The 16,308-nt window shown below is 32.3% G+C and carries 12 protein-coding genes and 2 pseudogenes; 1 reads left to right on the top strand and 13 read right to left on the bottom strand.

The genetic code is table 11. The features are described 5' to 3' along the window. Nucleotides 1-15: 15 nt before the first annotated feature. From KA867_RS04925 to rbfA, 13 genes and pseudogenes are all read right to left on the bottom strand, one after another. Complete coding sequence (locus KA867_RS04925) at nucleotides 16-846, bottom strand: DUF3388 domain-containing protein (protein ID WP_210137195.1); 831 nt, start codon at nucleotides 844-846, stop codon at nucleotides 16-18. A 192-nt stretch (nucleotides 847-1,038) separates the two neighbouring features. After that, nucleotides 1,039-1,743, bottom strand: a complete 705-nt coding sequence (gene ymfI, locus KA867_RS04920; protein ID WP_210137194.1) for an elongation factor P 5-aminopentanone reductase — start codon at nucleotides 1,741-1,743, stop codon at nucleotides 1,039-1,041. Between the two features lie 3 nt (nucleotides 1,744-1,746). After that, a complete protein-coding gene (yfmH, locus tag KA867_RS04915; RefSeq protein WP_210137193.1) occupies nucleotides 1,747-3,033 on the bottom strand; it encodes an EF-P 5-aminopentanol modification-associated protein YfmH in 1,287 nt (428 codons plus the stop codon). Further along, nucleotides 3,033-4,322 (bottom strand): EF-P 5-aminopentanol modification-associated protein YfmF, encoded by a 1,290-nt coding sequence (yfmF, locus tag KA867_RS04910; RefSeq protein WP_210137192.1) that lies wholly within the window; start codon nucleotides 4,320-4,322, stop codon nucleotides 3,033-3,035. The genes yfmH and yfmF overlap by 1 nt, the downstream gene beginning before the upstream one ends. Before the next feature lie 10 nt (nucleotides 4,323-4,332). Beyond that, complete coding sequence (locus tag KA867_RS04905; RefSeq protein ID WP_019468702.1) at nucleotides 4,333-5,046, bottom strand: GntR family transcriptional regulator; 714 nt, start codon at nucleotides 5,044-5,046, stop codon at nucleotides 4,333-4,335. Between the two features lie 2 nt (nucleotides 5,047-5,048). Further along, a pseudogene (locus KA867_RS13575) lies at nucleotides 5,049-6,503 on the bottom strand (DNA translocase FtsK); the annotation flags it as partial. 156 nt (nucleotides 6,504-6,659) lie between these two features. Beyond that, a pseudogene (locus KA867_RS13570) lies at nucleotides 6,660-7,484 on the bottom strand (cell division protein FtsK); the annotation flags it as partial. Between the two features lie 278 nt (nucleotides 7,485-7,762). Beyond that, nucleotides 7,763-9,436: a ribonuclease J2 gene (rnjB, locus tag KA867_RS04895; protein WP_210137190.1), complete on the bottom strand. Its 1,674-nt coding sequence runs from the start codon at nucleotides 9,434-9,436 to the stop codon at nucleotides 7,763-7,765. A gap of 353 nt (nucleotides 9,437-9,789) precedes the next feature. After that, on the bottom strand, nucleotides 9,790-11,898 hold the full coding sequence (gene pnp / locus KA867_RS04890; protein WP_210137189.1) for a polyribonucleotide nucleotidyltransferase: 2,109 nt from the start codon (nucleotides 11,896-11,898) through the stop codon (nucleotides 9,790-9,792). Nucleotides 11,899-12,053: 155 nt separating this feature from the next. Continuing rightward, nucleotides 12,054-12,323 (bottom strand): 30S ribosomal protein S15, encoded by a 270-nt coding sequence (gene rpsO / locus KA867_RS04885; RefSeq protein WP_019468698.1) that lies wholly within the window; start codon nucleotides 12,321-12,323, stop codon nucleotides 12,054-12,056. A 104-nt stretch (nucleotides 12,324-12,427) separates the two neighbouring features. Next, nucleotides 12,428-13,399: a bifunctional riboflavin kinase/FAD synthetase gene (locus tag KA867_RS04880; RefSeq protein WP_107384820.1), complete on the bottom strand. Its 972-nt coding sequence runs from the start codon at nucleotides 13,397-13,399 to the stop codon at nucleotides 12,428-12,430. A gap of 13 nt (nucleotides 13,400-13,412) precedes the next feature. Further along, nucleotides 13,413-14,330 carry a tRNA pseudouridine(55) synthase TruB gene (truB, locus tag KA867_RS04875; RefSeq protein ID WP_210137188.1) on the bottom strand — a complete coding sequence of 306 codons (918 nt, stop codon included), beginning with the start codon at nucleotides 14,328-14,330 and terminating at the stop codon, nucleotides 13,413-13,415. Nucleotides 14,331-14,457: 127 nt separating this feature from the next. Continuing rightward, a complete protein-coding gene (gene rbfA / locus KA867_RS04870; RefSeq protein WP_210137187.1) occupies nucleotides 14,458-14,802 on the bottom strand; it encodes a 30S ribosome-binding factor RbfA in 345 nt (114 codons plus the stop codon). A 419-nt stretch (nucleotides 14,803-15,221) separates the two neighbouring features. On the opposite strand from rbfA, the gene KA867_RS04865 reads away from it, so the two are divergent. Continuing rightward, nucleotides 15,222-16,094, top strand: a complete 873-nt coding sequence (locus KA867_RS04865) for an HTH domain-containing protein (protein ID WP_210137186.1) — start codon at nucleotides 15,222-15,224, stop codon at nucleotides 16,092-16,094. Nucleotides 16,095-16,308: the final 214 nt, after the last annotated feature.

Genomic DNA, 16,308 nt, shown 5'->3' with positions numbered 1-16,308 from the left:
ATCCATTATCTTTTACTATTCAAAAAATCCAAAACCTCCACCGAAAACATCGTCACCGAAATCAAGATTATTTTTACTTTTCACGGTGTGTTTTTTCATTTCTTCATAATGGATTTCTTGATTTTTATTTTCTCTTAGTTCAATGATGTAATCAAAATCACTCATCTCATAATCACTGGTTTCCACAAATAAATCAGGATGCTCTACAACTTTAATTGCTGGTAAGCTCATAACCTCTTTCACTAGTTCTTGATGCTTTTGGTTGGCTTCTCTTGCCGTAACCGCACCATCAATAATATAGACATGATCAGAATCATACTCACCTTTTATGAGTGAACTACGAACAGTTTGCTTAATTAAGGTAGAACTAATAAATAACCAACGTTTATGTGCACAGACACTACCGGCTACAATTGATTCAGTTTTACCTACTCTTGGCATACCTCTAATACCGATTAATTTATGACCTTTTTCTTTAAATAATTCGGCCATAAAATCTACTAATAAACCCAAATCTTCTCTTTCAAAACGAAATGTTTTTTTATCAGCAGCATCTTGCTCTATGTATCTACCATGTCGTACTGCCAATCGGTCTCGCAATTCTGGTTTACGCAATTTAGTAATAGAGATATCATCAATTTCACTAACGATATTTTCAAATCTACTAACTTTTTCAAGATTATCAGATTTAATTAATAGACCTCTTCTACCTTCATCAATACCATTTATTGTAACAATACTGATACCCATCATACCTAACAAACTGGAAACATCACCTAGCAGTCCAGCTCTGTTCATTGTTATTTCATATTCTAAATACCATTCTTTTTTTGCAACAACTGTCATGGCATATACACCCCTTAGTTTATAAATCACAGCAATTCGCTTTGACTAAAATCTATCACATTTCTAGTTATCTATTAAATGAAAAAAGCATGGTACAGCGTAAATAACTTTAAAATGTAATGTAATGAATGATATTGATATTATATCATTGAATGTTTCACAAGTGGTTTATTTTTTCAATTATATCAAAAATTATAAATACCAAGCGCCATTCACTTTTTGTATTGTACCAGTCACACTTTTAGCTAATGGATTGCAAAGATAGCTACAGGTATGCGCAACTTCTTCAGGCTCAATAAACCTTTGTTGTGGTAAATCTTGAGTTAAAGTTTCAAGTTCACTTTCTCCCCAAACTTTTAACATATTACCGCTCACAAAACCAGGTGCGATGGCATTCACAGTGACTGAAGTCATTGATAGTTCTTGACTCAATGCTTTTACGAAACCAATTTGCGCTGATTTCATCGCCGAATAGATTGTTTCCATACTCGCACCTGTTTCACCCCAAATTGATGAAATAACTACAATCCGACCATTATGACTTTGTCGTAACTGATCTACAAAATATCTACATATTCTAATTAATTGGCGTACATGAATTTGATAATGTTCATCAATCATTGCATCTGTCATATCTTGCAACTGACCATACAACGCGGTTCCACTGGCATAAATAAGACAATCTAAATTTTTTATAAAATGAAAATATTGATTGAAATCATTTACATTGCGCAAATCACATTGTATAAATTGTACTGAACTATGGTTGAACTGAACTTTCAGTTGATTGATATCAGCATTATTATAATGAACGATGACTTCATACCCATCAGACAACAACCGATTTACGATTGCCGAACCTATAGATCCTGAACCACCTATAACCAAAGCCTTCATTGTTTATTTCATCTCCAAACGACTATCAACAATTTGAGATAAATTCAAACATGTTTGCGCTGTTTCATTTACACTTTCTAACGTAATACTTTCTACAATGTCTAATAAATCAAATAAACTTACACCTTCAAAATAAAGTTTTGTATATTGATTTGCTATATATTCAGGGGAATTCAAACCGGATATAAATTCTCCAATAAATTGTTTTTTCAATAAATTAAACGCTTCTGTATCAGTTAAGTTACCTTGTTTGGCTTCCAGTTCATCTAATAATAATTTTTTTAACTTATCTGGATGTTGTGTTGCACTAGTAATCATGGAAAAGCTATATGTAGGTTCTAATACAAATTGATAACCAAATGTTTCATCTATCAACTCTTCATTAAGTAACATTTGATAAAAATCAGTTTCTTCTCCAAATAGTAATTCAAAAAACAAAGTCATTTCTAAATCTTTTTTTACTAGTAATTTATCTGGCACATCAACTAATGGTGTGTTTTTAAAGCCAAGCATAATTCTAGGTGATTGTAACTTCATCTTTTCAGTTATAATGTTTTCTCTTACGCCATCTTGTTCTGTTAACGGATCCCTTACGATTTGAGGTTGATTCGTTTTATTTCTTTGATTTTCATGGTCTGCAACAACATTGTAAATATGGTCTACATCTACATCTCCAACAACAAATAAAACCATATTAGAAGGATGATAAAATGTTTCATAGCAAAGATATAAATCTTCTTTTGTTATGTCATAAATACTTTCCACACTACCAGCTATATCAACTCGAATTGGATGTGATTCATACATAGCTCTCAATGTATTAAACATCAATTTATAGCCAGGCTGCTCTTGATACATTTTAATTTCTTCAGCAATAATACCTTTTTCTTTATTTACAGATGCTTCAGTAAAGTACGGTGTTTCAACCATCGTTAACAATCGTTTTATATTGCTTTCAACATTATCTGTTGCACTAAACAAATAACTTGTTCGGTCAAAACTAGTAAATGCATTTACTTGCGCATTATCTTCTGCAAATGCTGTGAATAAGTCTTCTTCTTCATTTTCAAATAGTTTATGCTCTAAAAAGTGTGCTACGCCATCTGGTACAGTAACATAATCTTCACTACCATGTGGTTTAAATTTACGATCTAAAGAACCAAATTGCGTTGTATATGTAACAAACGTTTTCTGAAAGCCTGTTTTAGGTATTACAAATAATTTTAAGCCATTATTCAACTCAGTTTCATAAACAGTTTCATCTATTTGGTCATAATATGTGCTTTGCATTAATGTTGGCCTCCTTTCGTTAATATATAAATTGTATTAAGTTCTATGTTTTTAACTAATTCTATAATTTCTGATTTATTAACATCTTGAATATGTTTAATGTAATCTTCCTCTGATATATCATGCTCTAATAAAATATTATTATTTAATATCTCTATGATACGTTTAGGACGATCATACGATTCTTGACGTTGAGAAATGATAATTTTCTTAGCCAGTTCCAATTTTTCTTCGCTAAATTGACCCTGTTGGAACTTTTCAAATTCCGCAATAATTGTATCTTTTGCTACGCTATATTTATCAGATGAAACACCACTAAGCACAAACATAAAACCATTTTTCGCATCTATTTGCGAATGAATTGAATAAGCTAAACTTTGTTTTTCTCGAACTTCATTAAACAAAACGGAAGAGGGGTCTCCGCCAAACATGGTATTAAAAACAACACTAGCAAAATATTGTTTATCTCCGAATTGAACTGGCAGTTTAAATCCAATATTTAATTTTGCTTGGTCCACCTCATCTGTCTCAACGATTTCTTGTGGAACTTTATCTGCTTGTGGTACTGGCGTCGCATGAGATTGTTTAAATTGGAATGGTTTTATATCAAAATAAGTTTTGATTTGAGATTTTACTTCTTGTTCATCTACATTACCTACGACATAAACAGCACAATAGTCGTTCTGTAGCATAGATTGATATGTATGATATAAAGTTTCGGGTGTTATATTTGCTATGTAATCTACTTGCCCCGATGCTAGGTGACGATACGGTTGTTCACCAAACATATACTTCAATAAATTTAAAAAAGATATTTGAGATTTATTATCAACCATTGCTTCTAATTTTTTAGTAAGTAAAGCCTTTTCTTGTGAAACAAAGTTTTCATCAAAACTATCATTAGAAACTAGAGGGTGCCAAATCATTTCTGTTAACAAATCTAAACCCTTTTCAAATAATGGTGTTTGGTCCGTAAGATAGCGTTCGTTGACTAATTCCAATGATATCGTTATGACATGCTTGTCTTTAAATTTTGAGACAAAACTATTAACATACGCACCATACAATTCTGAAAGATGACGGTTAAATGCCTTGTCTGTCGGCCATTTTTTAGTAGCACGCACAAGTAACTTACTGAGTATTGATCGAGCTGTCATGGTTTCACTATCCAATGGAGCCATAAATTTTAAAGTAATTGTGGTTGTTTTGAACTTTGTTGTTGGTAACACATTAATATGCAAATCATTTTGCTGTTCGTTTATTTTCAAATTGTCAAACCTCACTTTCATAATTTTGTTATTATATACTATTTCTAACCGTTTTAAATTTTACTAAACTACTTTTGAAATAATTAAAAGAATAAAGTATTGGTTGATCATTTTTATCATAATGAATTAATTTCAACAACATAAGCCCTTCATGTGGTGAAGCATCCAATATGTCTGATATATGTGGTTCATAACCAATAGCCTCTATCTCAGTTTCTGCGTATGCAACTTTTTTCGAAGCATAATATTCAATTGCGTTTAACAATGATTCATCACTATTTTGATACTGCGCACATGTTAAATCTTCTGCTGGCAGCTTATCTAAGCAATATACAACTGGCATACGATCAGCCATTCTCACGCGTTCAATAATTGTTACTAACGCTTTTTCAGGAAGATTTAATCTCTGAGCATCTAAAGATGTCGCAGGTTTTTCGTCTAAGCTGATATACTCTGTACTCGCATGATAACCTTGATTTTCAATCATTTTACTGATACTAACCAATTCATCTAATGGATAGAAGAACGGGTGCAGCGTTTTAACACTTGCACCTTCTTCTAAATTATTAGATAACACTTGTTCAGTAATTAGTTCGTCAACTGCATCATATACGTCATCTGTTTTAACATTTAATTTTCTAGCAACTGCAAGATTACTAGGTAAAGCATCCCCTGGTTTCAATGCTCTTGCATTTATCTCTTGTATCAGCCATTCTTTTACTTTATAAACAGAAGTTAATTCCATATTTACACCTCATCACTATCTAAATCCACGAGTATTTGTCTAGGTTTACTGCCTTTTTGTGGTCCAATCACTTGATTACGTTCTAAATCATCCATCAATCTGGAAGCACGGTTGTAACCAATTCTAAATTGTCTTTGTAATAACGATGTACTTGCTTTTTGTTGTTCAATTACAAATAAATACGCTTCATCATACAAGGCATCTTCACTCTTCATTTCTGATTTTTCAACGGGAGCATCTGGTTCCATTTCTTTTACATAATTCGCTTTTTGTTGCTCTACGACATAATTTACGATGTCTTGAACCTCTTGGTCACTTAAAAACGCACCTTGAACTCTAGTTCTAGTAGATCCACCATTAGCAACATAAAGCATGTCACCTTTACCAAGTAATTTATCTGCACCACCGCTATCAATAATCGTTCTAGAATCTGTTTGTGAACTCACAGCAAAAGCAATTCTAGATGGTATATTATTTTTTATTAAACCAGTAATTACATCTACGGAAGGACGTTGTGTTGCAATTATTAGGTGAATACCTGCTGCACGTGCCATTTGTGTGATTCTTTGTATTGCGTTTTCTACTTCTTTACCAGCAACCATCATTAAATCTGCTAACTCATCTACAATAACAACAATATATGGTAACTCAGATTGCTTTTCATCTAACTCTTCATTTTGTTTTCTAATTGCTTCATTATAACCTTCAATATTTCTAGTTGAAGAATGTTGAAACAAGTCATAACGTCTTTCCATTTCTGCTACTACTTTTTCTAAAGCTTGAGATGCCTTATGTGGATTGGTTACAACAGGTATGAGTAAATGAGGGATACCATTGTATATATTTAATTCTACCATTTTCGGATCAATTAACATAAGTTTAACTTCGTGTGGCTTTGCATTTAACAGGATACTTGTAATAATACCATTGATACAAACAGATTTCCCGCTTCCTGTAGAACCTGCTACAAGTAAATGAGGCATCTTGTTCAGTTCTACTGTGATTGGGTCACCTGAAATATCCCTACCTAGTCCTACTTCTAACTTATTAGAAGCAGGAAATTTTTCATCTAATACTTCTTTTAAAGAAACAAGCGAAATCTTATCATTTGGTACTTCTATACCTACAGCAGATCGTCCAGGTATTGGTGCTTCGATACGTATGTCCTTAGCTGCTAAAGCTAACGCAATATCGTTATGCAGATTAACTATCTTACTCACTTTAACACCTTGAGCGGGTTGTATTTCATATTGTGTCACTGCTGGGCCTATTTTAATCTGAGTCACTTTAGCATCTACACCAAAGTTTTTCAATGTGTTTTCTAACAACTGCCCTTTTTTTTGCACCTCTGCTTTAGAAGTCGATTTCTGTTTAGTTGGTTGTTTTAATAATGTTAATGGTGGTATTTTATATGCTTCGTTTTCTACTTCTCCAGCTTCAGAAATGGAATTTGAGGCCGCATCTTCATCTTGTGCTTCGCCTTCTTCTAATTCATTAACTGATTGATCATTGATTGCATTATCTTCTGGATTTGTTTCTTGGATTGTACTTTGATTATTTTGATCAAATACGCGTTTCGATCTGTTGTTTTGAGTTTGTGCTTGTTTAATATCTTCATCTTTATAATCGTTATGTCCATAAATTGGAATTGATTGTTGTTCAGACGTGTTATTACTTATTTCAGGTAGATCAGTTACATCCTTAACATTATTTTGAGTTTGTGCTTGTTCAGTTGCTTTTTCAGCTTTTTTTTCGGCTTTTATACGTGCTTTAGCATCTTTTTTAATTTTACTTTCTTTATGGCGTTCTTTAAGATTTGCAGAAGCATCTTGACTTTTTACTTTCATCTTTTCAAAAGCAACTTTAGACACATCTCTATGTCTTTGTTTTGTTAATAAGATAAAACTAGAAGCTATTAATAATAGCGTTACAATAATTACACCGACAATTGAAATGAGTGGTATAAATAATACCAATAAGTAATGTCCAAATAATCCTCCACCAAAATTTGGAAATGTATTATGTTCATAAGATTTATAAACATATGATAACACGGGCTCTCTTAATGATTGAGCTCTATGCATGAAGTAGTACACTGTTTGAGTCACAAGTAATAATGCAATTTGTAAAACAAATGCACCTGTTGTACGTCTCGTCTTCGGCAATGCCTTATAATAAGTAATAAATACAGTACTTATCAAAATTAAGATATAAGTTAAGTACCTACTTGTGCCAAATAAGTAATTAAAAAAACTATCTATCATTGTGCCTATAATGCCCAATTGAAAAATACCAAGAATGATAGCAATAAAAATTACTATCGCAATAATATATCTTAATGGACTATCACTTTTCTTTTTTTTATTATTTGCAGTTTTCTTTCTCGTATTCGATGTTTTTTTCTTTGTTGTTGAGCTCTTTCTCGTTTGTGCCAACATTCACACCTTCTTTTCAACTCTGTTTTTTCGATATGTATATGAATTATATTTGTGTATTTTAATATCAAGTGATAATACAAATTATAAATATGATTTTAAATTCTATAAAAATCATTTTATTATATACTTATAATAACATAAAAGAGGTAAGACATTATTCGCTCCAGTATATTTAAAGGTTGTATATATCTTGTTTAGATATAACATATATACAATTTACTTTTAAATAACCTTACCAAAGCGTCTGTCTTAACCTCTTTATTTTAGAATAGAAATTATTAAATTTCAGATATTATCGGAATAATCATTGGACGGCGTTTTGTATTTTCAAAAAGCAGTTTGCTTACTTGATCACGCATATTTTGTTTAATTTCTGACCATTCAATACGTTTTTCTTGTAAACCTAATTCAACGATTTCACGCACTTTTTCTTCAGCTTCATTTAGTAAAGCTTCACTTTCCCTTACATAAACAAAACCACGTGATTGAATTTCTGGACCAGCAGCAATTCTACGATTCTTAGGATCTAAAGTTACGACTGCGATAAAGATGCCATCTTCAGCAAGTAAATGACGATCACGTAACACGATGTTACCAACATCACCTACACCAATACCATCAATGAGCACATTGCCGGAATTGACTTTTTCATTTAAAATCATTTCTTCACCGTCATAGTTTACCACATCGCCTTTTTCCACTAGGAATATTTTCTCAGGTTGGACACCAGCTTCATTAGCTAACTTAGCATGCGCAATTTGCATTTTAAATTCACCATTTACCGGAATGAAATACTCAGGCTTCATAATATTAATCATCATTTTTAATTCTTCCATGCAACCATGACTTGAAGTATGAATTTTTTTACTGTTGGGAATGATTTCGGCTCCTGCACGAACGAGTTCATTAAGCGTATTTCCAACAATCACTTCCATATTAGCAGACGCAGTAATTGCTAAGAAGACCGAATCTCCTTCTTCAATATTCATTATCTTATGTTTCTTTTGTGCCATTTGACTTAATGCTTCAACTGGTTCTCCTTGCATACCAGTTGCAATAATTATCACTTCATTTTTCGGATAATTTTCAAACTCATTAATTGGTATTAGCAAATCCTTAGAAATATCAAAATAGCCAAGTTTTCTAGCGATATTAAATGAACTTTCTAACGAACGCCCTAGGAAAGATACTTTTCTATTTAATCTTTGCGCAATGTTTAAAACCTGTTGAATACGAATAAAATTAGATGCATAGCATGAAACAATCAATCTACCTTTCACCTTCGTAAACGCATCATACATATGAGATTCTATCACGTTTTCTGGCGTGTTATAACCTGGCTTTTCTGCTTCAGTCGAGTCACTGATTAAAGCAAACACACCATCTTGTCCAACTTCAGTCATTTTTTTCAAATCCGGAGCATAATGTCCTTGTAAACTTTGATCGAACTTGAATTCCCCAGTGTATACAATAGCACCATAAGAAGTGTGTATACAAACACCTAAACTATCTGGAATACTATGTGTAGTGTTAAAGAATGTGACATTAACACCCTTAAAGCGCATAATTGACTCATTATTAACAGTATAATATCTAACTTTCTTATTTACATTGCGAGCCTTCATATTTTCTTTGATTAATGCAATTGTTAATTTAGAACCATAAACAGGCGCATCAACTTGCTCAAGCACATAAGTAACAGCACCTATCGCGTGTTCATGGCCGTGCGTTAGGAATATACCTTTTAATCTGTCTTTATTTTCTATCACATATTGAATATCAGGAATAACGATATCTACACCCAACATTTCATCTTCTGGAAACATCAGTCCCGCATCTAACATAAACATTTCATCGTCTACTTCAACGATATACATATTTTTCGCAATTTCCCCAACGCCTCCGAGAGGGATAATACGAATATTTTTATTTTTTTTCTTAATTAAACTCAAAATGTTACCTCCTATTTAAATTACCCGTCCATATATAAACTCATAGTTTATTATAAGTTAAAATAGGCCTTATGTACACTATTAAAGTAGCTACTTTAGTTGTTTTAAAATATATAATTGGATGATTTATTTTTATGTAAAAGCGTTTCTAAGGTATGCAATGATGTATTTGTCGCATTTTTTATGTATATATTCACATTTATTTATAGCTTTTGTCTTAATCCTATTTAATTACCAATGCTGAAATATTAAAAAAAGAAACCAGTGATATGACTTGAACTTTTCTACAATAGAATTAAAATAATTCTATTGTAAGCAGTTCTCATCATTTTACCAGTCTCTATTAATAAACATTATTTTGTATTATTTGATAACAATGCTTTATGTGAAGCATTTACTCTGCCTTGTTTATCAATTTCTGTAACTTTAATTTTAAATGTGTCTCCTACTTTCAACACATCTTCTACTTTATCAATGCGCTCATTAGCAATTTGAGAAATGTGTACAAGTGCGTCTTTACCTGGGAACAATTCAACAAACGCACCATATTTTTCAATACGTTTAACTGTACCGTTGTATACTTCTCCAACTACTGCCTCTCTTGTGATTTCGTCAATGATGTTACGCGCTTTTTCAATCGCATCTTTATCTACTGCACCAATAAATATCGTTCCATCTTGTTCGATATCTAATTTAACACCCGTTTCATCAATGATTTCATTGATTTTTTTACCGCCCGGACCAATGACATCTCTAATTTTTTCAGGTTTTATAGACATCGTAACAACTTTCGGTGCAAAGGCACTTAGTTCACCACGTGGTGTATCAATTGTTTGTAGCATATGATCTAATATGGCCAAACGACCTTCTCGAGCTTGATCTAATGCTTCCTTAATAATTTCTTTTGTTAAACCATCAATTTTGATATCCATTTGTATAGCTGTAATACCTTCAGATGTACCAGCTACTTTAAAGTCCATATCACCAAGTGCATCTTCCATACCCTGTATATCAGTTAATATGGTATAACTATCATCACGTGTAACTAATCCCATAGCAATACCAGCAACTGGAGCTTTGATTGGAACACCCGCGTCCATCAATGCTAACGTTGAGCCACAAATAGAAGCTTGTGATGATGAACCGTTTGATTCTAATACTTCACTCACTATTCTCACAGTATATGGGAAATCTTTAACATCTGGAATGATGTGGCTAAGCGCGCGTTCTCCCAATGCACCATGTCCAATTTCACGACGACCGGGTGAACGAACTGGTCCAGTTTCACCAACTGAATAATTTGGGAAGTTATAGTGATGCATAAAACGTTTTTGTTCTTCTTCACCAAGACCATCTAAGATTTGATATTCACTCATTGAGCCTAATGTTAATACTGAAAGTGCTTGTGTTTGTCCTCTTGTAAATAAACCTGAACCATGTGCTCTTGGTAAAATGCCAACTTCTGATTCTAATGGGCGAATTTCATCTGTTTTACGACCATCTGGTCTAATTTTTTCTTCTGCTATGAGACGTCTTACTTCTTCTTTAACCAAGTCATCTAATATACTGTAAACTTCTTTGATTAAATCTTCATTCTCATCATCATTTTCATCAACAAATTCTGATGCAACCTTTTCTTTAAGTTCATCTAAATTAATGTCTCGTTGTTGCTTATCAAATGTTAACACGGCATCTTTCAAACCATATGATGCAGTTAATGATTTTACTTTTTCAACAAGTGTTTCATCTTTTTCAACAGGAACAAATGCTTTTTTCTCTGGTTGAATATGATCGATAATTTCTTCTTGGAAGCTAACTAGACGCTGAATTTCTTGGTGTCCAAAGAAAATAGCTTCAAGCATTTCATTTTCTGTAATTTCACTTGCGCCTGCTTCTACCATATTTACTGCATCTTTATGACCAGCTACTTCTAAATCAAGTCTAGATACTTCTTTTTGTGCAACGGTAGGGTTAATCACATATTCTCCATCTATATAACCAACGTTCACGCCTGCTATTGGGCCTTGAAAAGGTATATCAGAAACACTTAATGCCATTGACGAACCTATCATTGCTGCCATTTCAGGCGAGCAATCAGGATCAGCACTTAAGACTGTATTCATTATTTGTACGTCATATCTATAACCTTTAGGGAACAAAGGACGAATGGGTCTATCAATTAATCGTGCAGTTAACGTAGCTTCATCACTCGGACGGCCTTCGCGTTTTTTAAAGCCACCAGGTATTTTACCTGCAGCATACATTTTTTCTTCGTAGTTTACCATTAATGGGAAAAAGTCACCATCACGTGGTTCTTTTGACGCTACTGCAGTAGATAAAACGACTGTATCACCATATCTAACAAGTACTGCGCCGTTAGCTTGTTTAGCTAATTGTCCGGTTTCAATCGTTAAAGATCTATTTGCCCACTCAGTTTTGAAAACTTTTTTTTCTTGAGACATTACGAATCTCCTCTCATTTATCTGTTAATCCTATCATATCATTTATTAATAATGATTTATATTAGTATATAGTTTAATGTATAATTATAAATGCTAAAATTATAAAAAAGGGAAAGACCCCAAAGGTTCTTTCCCGATAAATATACGTCTAAAGATTAACGACGGATACCTAATGATTTAATTAATTCACGGTAACGTTGAATATCTTTGCTACGTAAGTAGTTTAATAAGTGTCTACGACGACCTACCATTTTTAATAATCCACGACGTGAATGGTGATCTTTCGTATGTTCACGTAAATGAGTGTTTAATGCAGTGATTTCTGCAGTTAACACAGCGATTTGTACTTCTGGAGAACCAGTGTCCGCTTCGTGTGTACGATATTCTTTAATTAATTCATTTTTACGTTCTTGTGAAATTGCCATAGTCAATTTCCTCCTTTTTATTTTTATGCGCCTTTATCCGAGCAATCGTCGGAGTCTCGAACTGCCAAGATAAAGGTGCCTTGTATGTGTGTAACACATCAGACTTAAATATTATATGATATTTCGTCACCAAAATCAACAGAAAGTAAATATTTCGCTTTTTCCTTATCCTTATTCATTTGTTCAACTAAAGGATCTATACCATCAAATTTAACTTCTGGTCTTAAATAATGATGCCAATAAACGATAACACGTTCACCGTATATGTTTTCATGGAAGTCAAACAGATTCACCTCTATGACAACTTGTGCTTTAGAAGGATCATGAAATGTTGGTTTGACACCAACGTTGGCAGCTCCACGATAAATTTTATCATTTGCACCTATTTTCATACTCACGGCATAAACACCATTTTTAGGCAATACGTAATCTCCACTCGGCTCTACATTCGCTGTAGGAAAACCAATTGTTCTTCCTCGTTTTTCTCCTTGTACAACCATACCTTTGATACGATACCGATATCCAAGCTCATCGTTTGCCTTTTGTAAGTCACCTGTTTTCAGTGATTTTCTAATATCTGTTGTAGATATTTTCTCCGATTCAATTTCTTGTTTACTTACGATAGTCGTATTAAAATCTGACATTTCATCTAAAATCATCATGTTGCCTTTACCAAATTTGCCAAACGTAAAATCAAAACCTGCAATTACTTCTTTTACATGGTTATTAATGATGTATTCCTGTATAAATTCTTCTGCACTTACATTGGCAAATTTAGAAGAAAAGTTAATAACAATGCAATAGTCAATCCCGTAAGATTCTAATATTTCTATTTTATCTTGAATCGGTGTTAAGTAATCCGTACGTTTAAGTTCAGGATTTAAAACAACAGAAGGATGCGGATCAAATGTCATCACAGCTTTCTTTAAATTCGATGCCTCTGCCTTTTTTTCTAAAGTATCAAATACCTCTGCATGACCTTTATGCATGCCATCAAAAAAACCAAATGCCATTGCTACATCTTCTGATATATACTGATCTTCTTGAATCGGATGAGTTACTTCAATTACTTTCATGGCTATTTCTCCTTTAGTTAAATACCTTCTTCGGTTTTATTTCATAAGGTTTCTCAGGATGCGGTGTATAAATTGCTAATGCCTTATTATTTAGTGTATCAAACATCACAACCAACGTATCTATGGATTGATCAAATTCATTTGTATTAAATTTTTGACCATTCAATATTTTAAATCTTTGACTTTCATTTGATATGTTGATTTTTTTCAAACCTCTCAGACCATATTCTATCGGAAAAAGTTTTTCCTGTAATGTTTCATGCTCATGTAGTGATTGTATATCTTCGATTGTAAGACTATTTTCAATATCAAAACCACCACTTTGTATTCTTGTTAACTTTGACATATGTGCTGGTAATTCAAGCGCTTTTCCTATATCTGTTGCCAACGTTCTAATATAAGTACCTTTACCGCATTTTACTTTGATATCAAACTGGCAACCTTGATTTTCAAATCTTAGTTCAGACGCTCGCTTAATGTCAAAAATCTCGACTTCTCTTGAAGGTCTTTCGACTGTTTCATTTTTTCTTGCATATTCATAAAGCTTTTTACCCTTAACTTTCACTGATGAATACATCGGTGGGATTTGCGTAATTATACCTTCAAAATGTGCTAATGTGTTATCTATTTGTTCCCCATTAAGTGCGTCTTCATCAATGGTTTTTTTTTCTAAAATTTCACCTGTCTGATCTTCTGTAGTGGTACTAAAGCCTAAATATACAGTTGCAAAATAGGTCTTTCCCATTTCCATAATATAATCGCTTACCTTAGTCGCTGGACCTATACATATGGGTAATACACCTGAAACTTCAGGATCTAATGTACCGGTGTGCCCCACCTTTTTGGTTTTTAAAATTTTCCTTAATTTAAATACAACGTCATGGCTTGTTAAGCCACGTTCTTTGTATACAGGTAAAATACCGTTATACATTTTCATGTCACCTTCAATCGTCCTATTATTATCGTTCCTTACTTATATTAACACGTCTCAATAAAGAAATGGTTATAAAAAAAGCTGAGACAAACATCCCAGTGAATGTTTGTTTCAGCTTTTAAAATTAATCTTTTTTGTGTAAGTCTTGTATCATTTTTTCGATTTTATTTCCGTAGTCAATAGACTCATCGTATTCAAATTTTAAATCTGGTACAATTCTTAAGCGCATTCTTGAACCAATTTCAGATTTGATAAAACCTTTTGCTTTCTCTAAACCTTTAAACGTATCATCAATTTGTTTATCATTACCAAGTACAGTTAAATAAATTGTTGCAATAGATAAATCATTCGTTAATTGAACTTCTGTTATTGTTAAGAAACCAATTCTAGGGTCTTTTACTTTATTGTTAACAATGTCCATGATTTCTTGTTTCATTTGTTCGCCAACACGTTCAGCTCTCATATTCATATATTTCACCTCACAAATATCATTCATACATGTATATTTATCTTACTTAAAGATTATATGACAGTTCATTTCACAACGTCAATCAAACTTCATTCTTTTTTTACTCAAAAAAATTTAATTGCTAAATCATTATAACTCAAAAAGGTAATTGTTATGAAACGATAAAACACTTTTTCATTACAGTTAGGCACAATTATATTTCCTAAGTGTTATAGTCTGAAACTTTATTACATTTTTATTTTTAAATGATGTGGTAGTTTATAAAATTTACATTGATTTTTTAAAATGATTACAATTTAAGAAACAACTAAGTTTTTAAATTATTTTATATTGTTTTACACATTATAGAAAGTATCATGCTATAATTCAAACTAATAAAAAATGAATTTTTCTATTGAAATTGTTAGGAGCGTGTATACTTGGATAAATCAGAAAGACTACTTTATATTTTCACTCGTCTATTTAATGGGAAAAAATTAAGCAAAGAAGAACTCGCACAACAATTAAATGTTAATGTAAGATCAATACAGCGAGATTTTAGTGATATAAACAATTTTTTATATGAAGACCATGAATGGGAAGGACTTAATGCGAGAATTGTTTATGAAAACAATATAGGCCGCCATCGCATAAGAATAGATCGCTATAAATTTAAAAATAATCGATTACTTAATCTGCTATTTAGAATGAAAAATTTCACGCCCAACATTCATATTGACACTTATAATTTAATTAGAGGGCTAAACAGTAATTCGAATCTAGCTGAAAAATTTTTATCTAATACATTACTCAATCAATTTACAATCAATCACGAATTAACAGAATCAACACTTATTTATAAAATACAACTTGCTATACAAAATAAACAGATCATTTCACTAAATGATGTTGATCATCAAACATATAAAGTTGTACCAGTATATACAAGACATTACAAAAATAAATATTGGATTACTTATATATATCAGAACAAAATTTATACACAAGATTTAAATTCAATCCTTGATATTTATCAATTTGATGAGGCATTTGACGAAAATATTTTTCTACAGGTCCCAACTGTCACTATGAAATTCTGTTCATCTATATGGGAACAAATTCAACGTCAATTTATAGTCCTGAATGTCCAAAATAACGAAGCATTTATTGAAGCTGAACTCATTATTTCAAAAAGCGAATGCCTACACTTAGCATATGAATATCCACAAGAAATCATTTTATTAAAGCCAGATCATTATGTGGAAGATTTCAAAAATAAAATAAAATCGTTATTTAAACATTATCATATTTAACAATATACTAAAAAGGCTGGGACATAAATCCCCATTCTCAAAATAAGAGGGCAAATCTTTAACAATGGATTGGTCCTCTTTATATTTCATTAAAATATTACGATTTTGATCGTGCATGCTTGCCTAGGGATATGGCTCGAGCCTGTAGTCTCTCGCTCATATCATTTCCCCGGGCGTCAGCACGATGCAAAATCTCTATAAGTGATGTATTTTA

The sequence above is a fragment of the Staphylococcus sp. GDH8C109P genome, assembly GCF_017893405.1.
In the GTDB taxonomy this organism is placed as follows: domain Bacteria; phylum Bacillota; class Bacilli; order Staphylococcales; family Staphylococcaceae; genus Staphylococcus; species Staphylococcus cohnii.
The sequence above is the reverse complement of the archived record's forward strand: the minus strand, read 5'-3'. Positions and strand labels throughout refer to the sequence as shown.